General features: G+C 64.9%; 3 protein-coding genes. All 3 read left to right on the top strand.

Going from position 1 to position 3,386, the window contains the following annotated elements; genetic code table 11:
• Positions 1-72 precede the first annotated feature (72 nt).
• The 3 genes from ACFDR9_RS27250 (at position 73) to ACFDR9_RS27240 (ending at position 3,173) form a co-directional block, all read left to right on the top strand.
• Complete coding sequence (locus ACFDR9_RS27250) at positions 73-741, top strand: chromate transporter (protein WP_409033015.1); 669 nt, start codon at positions 73-75, stop codon at positions 739-741.
• Between the two features lie 37 nt (positions 742-778).
• On the top strand, positions 779-1,876 hold the full coding sequence (locus ACFDR9_RS27245) for a sulfotransferase family protein (protein ID WP_409033014.1): 1,098 nt from the start codon (positions 779-781) through the stop codon (positions 1,874-1,876).
• A 535-nt stretch (positions 1,877-2,411) separates the two neighbouring features.
• Positions 2,412-3,173, top strand: coding sequence for a hypothetical protein (locus tag ACFDR9_RS27240; protein WP_409033013.1), 762 nt, complete (start codon positions 2,412-2,414; stop codon positions 3,171-3,173).
• Positions 3,174-3,386: the final 213 nt, after the last annotated feature.

The following is a 3,386-nucleotide window of genomic DNA, read 5'->3' as shown; positions in this document are numbered from 1 at the left end:
TTGTCCACGTTGGCGCGGTTGCTTCTTCTGCCTTTCTTGACCAACACCTCCTTGATTTTTTTTGTCGTTTCTTTGTCTGGTTTTTTTTTTTTTCCCCCCCCCCCCCCCCCTTTCCCCCTCCCCCCCCCCGGCGCCGCCAAGGCCGTCGCCAGGGCCGGCGCCGCGCCGGCGCCGCGCCGCGCGCTGCTGCTGCTGGCGGCGCTGCCGCTGCTCGGCTTCGCCCCCGGCGTGCTGCTGAAACTGCTGGCCGCCTTCGCCGGCATGAGCCTGCTGATGTTCGGCGGCGGCTACGTCTTCATCCCGATGCTGCAGCAAACCGTGGTCGACGGCTATGGCTGGGTTAGCCGGCGGGAGCTGGTCGACGCGCTGGCGATGGGCCAACTGACGCCCGGCCCGGTGGCCATCAGCGCCGCCTTCATCGGCTACAAGGTGGCCGGGGTGGCCGGCGCCGCCGCCGCCGCCATCGGCGTGTTCGCCCCGGCGGCGCTGCTGACGGTGGCCTGCGCCCGCCTGCTGGAACGGCTGCGCGACTCGGCCAACGTCAAGGCCGCGCTGCGCGGCGTGCGCGCGGCGGTGCTGGGCATGGTGTGCGCCGCCGCCGTGGTGGTCGGCAAGGCCGCCGCGCCGCAGTGGGTGTCGCTGGCGCTGTTCGCGCTGACGTTTGGCCTGCTGCTGCGCTACAAGCTTGAGGCGGTATGGATCGTACCGGCCGCCGGATTGATTGGATATGTGGTGTTTTGATTCATCGTTTAACCGTTTTACGACCAGGAGCAATGGCATGAACACGAGCACAACCACCGCAGCCGAGGGCGTCCAGCCCGCCCGTCCCCGTCCGGTGCTGATGATACCGCTGCGCCGCTGCGGCAGCCACGCGCTGCGGCTGCGGCTGAATTTCAATCCGCAGTTTTACTCGCCGTACCCGCTGCACATCGTCGACTTCATGCCGATGCTGCCGCTGTACGGCGACCTGGCCGACGACCGCGCCTACTTCCGCCTGGTGGTCGACGTGGTCGGCCTACAGGCGGCCAGCATGGTCAAGTGGGCCGACATGGTGTTCGATCCGGTCGAGATCTTCGAGTCGATCTGCCGCCAACCGCGCAGCGTGCACCGGGTGGTCTGGGAACTGCTGCTGCGCGCCGGCGAGCAGCGCCGCGCCGGCGTGGTGATGGACAAGTCGCTCGACAGCGTGCACTACGCCGCCGAACTGATGGCGCTGTTCCCCGACATGCTGTTCCTGAACGTGGTGCGCGACCCGCGCGCGCAGGTGGCCTCGATGAACCGCGCCATCATCCACGATTTCGACACCACCTTGAACGCCAAGGCCTGGGTCGAGGCGCACCGGGTCGCCGCCGAACTGGTGGCGCGCTACCCGGAGCGCGTGCTGACCATCCGCTACGAGGACTTCCTCGGCGAGCAGGAAGCGACGCTGCGCCGCGTCTGCGGCTTTTTCGGCATCGACTTCCTGCCCGAAATGCTCGACGTGGCGGCCTCGCCGGAGGCGCGCCAGATCGCCCAGCTGTCGGCGCTGTGGGCCTCGAACTGCTTCGCGCCGATCGTCGCCAACGTCGACAAGTTCAAGAAGCAGCTCAGCATGGACGAAATCGAAATCATTGAAACTCTGGCGCGCGACTATATGGCGCAATATGGCTACGAGTTGATGACGCCGGCGCGGGCGGCGCTGGGCGAGGCCGCGCTGGCGGCGGCGCGCACCCGCTCGGACGCCGGCAGGCAGCGCGCCTGGCGCGAACTGGAGCAAAACAACTTCCGCGACTACATCCTGCGCCGCTACCGCGCCGACTACCTGGCCAAGGTCAGGAGCAGGATGGAGCAGATCCTGGTCGCCGCGTCGGCGCCGGCCGAGCCGCAGCCGGCCTGAGCGCGTCTAGAGGAGGTGTCGCCCGGCGCAAGTGCCGCCGGACTCTACCCGGAATCTTCCCGAAACTGCGCGCGAACATATCACAACATGCTAGCACGCCTCCCCGCGCCGCGTGTTGCGCCTGGCTGACAGGTGTGTTTTTGGCGCGGACGTGATAGCCTGTTTCACATGAACACTGTCTTGCCCGAAGGAACGTTCTCAACAGTGGCCCGAGGGCCGCGATGGGTATGTTTGTGGCGCCACCCGCTGGCAGCCATGCCGCTGTTTATGGTCCGCAACCCGGCCTCGGGCGCTACGCCGGTCGACGCGACCATGTGCGCCATATCAACCGGAAAATTCTCGAACATCGGCCCGACGACCGGGTGCAACTGCTCGCCGTGCGGGGAAGGGCGGCTTGCTCTTCCAAAAGTGCCATGCGGCGGCGATGTGGGCGAAGTGGAGCGCGTGCTCGGCAGGCCGGAAAGGTGGGTGGTGGGTGGTGGATGGTCGCGGTAAAACGCTGTAACGAGATGTTCTAATTTTTCGGAGGTTCAAAATGAAGAAATTCGTATCTGCATGCCTGCTGGTCTGTCCCTTGCTCGCGCTGGCCGAGGAACCGATGGTGTTGTGCATCGAGGACCAGGCCGCCGCGCCGTTCACGTTTCCGAACAAGGACGGCACCATGCAAATCCTGCTGAAAATGGCGTCGAAGGAAGCGGCGGTGCCGGTCAACCTGACCATCGCCGCGTGGAAGCGCTGCATCGAGAACACGCGCTCGGGCAGCATGAACGGTATCGTCAACGCCGGCAACACACCGTTCCACGCCGAGTACGCGGCGTTTCCGGTGCTGCCCACCGGCAAACCGAACACCGGCATGTCGCTGGCCTCGATGTCGGTGATGGCCTACCGCGTCAAGGGCAGCAAGGCCTCGTGGGACGGGAATAAGTTCACCGACGTTAGCAAACCGGTTCTGATACCGGCCGGATTCGCGACCATTTCCGACCAGTTGAAATCGCTGAACACGCCGTTTGACGATAACGTCAAGGAGCCGCTGCGCAATTTGCACAAGTTGATCGCCGGGCAGGGCGAGATCGTGCTGGGTTTCGAGACGGAAATGAATTCCCTGATCGCCGGCCGCAAGGACGTCGCCGACAAGGTCGAGATGGTGCCGACCAAGTTCATGACGACCGACTTCTACGTCGCCTTCAACAAGGCGTATTACGCCTCCCACAAGGCGCAGGTCGACGCGTTGTGGAATGCGATTCCGAAGGTGAAAAAATCCAAGGAATACCAGGACGCGATCAAGGACATCAAGTAAAGCCAGCGTGCCGCGGGTGGCGACAATACGGCGGCGGCGGAGCTTGGGCGGCTTCGGCGTTGGATTCATCAAAACCGGGGGCGTCACGCCGGGGGGGGGGGGGAGGAGGGGCGGCAGGTTCTACCGGACGGACAACGTAGATGGAATTCCCTAAAATGTGTGCAAGCCCGCAGCGGTTGCGAAGGGCCGGTACTACGATACGGTATTACGCGG

The organism is Janthinobacterium sp. CG_23.3, assembly GCF_046115965.1.
Lineage (GTDB): Bacteria > Pseudomonadota > Gammaproteobacteria > Burkholderiales > Burkholderiaceae_D > Janthinobacterium.
The sequence above is the reverse complement of the archived record's forward strand: the minus strand, read 5'-3'. Positions and strand labels throughout refer to the sequence as shown.

What these genes read in the sequence shown, in the direction of transcription:
- ACFDR9_RS27245 (WP_409033014.1), top strand. Translation starts at nt 779, where the DNA reads ATGAACACGAGCACAACCACCGCAGCCGAGGGCGTCCAGCCCGCCCGT.
- ACFDR9_RS27240 (WP_409033013.1), top strand. Translation starts at nt 2,412, where the DNA reads ATGAAGAAATTCGTATCTGCATGCCTGCTGGTCTGTCCCTTGCTCGCG.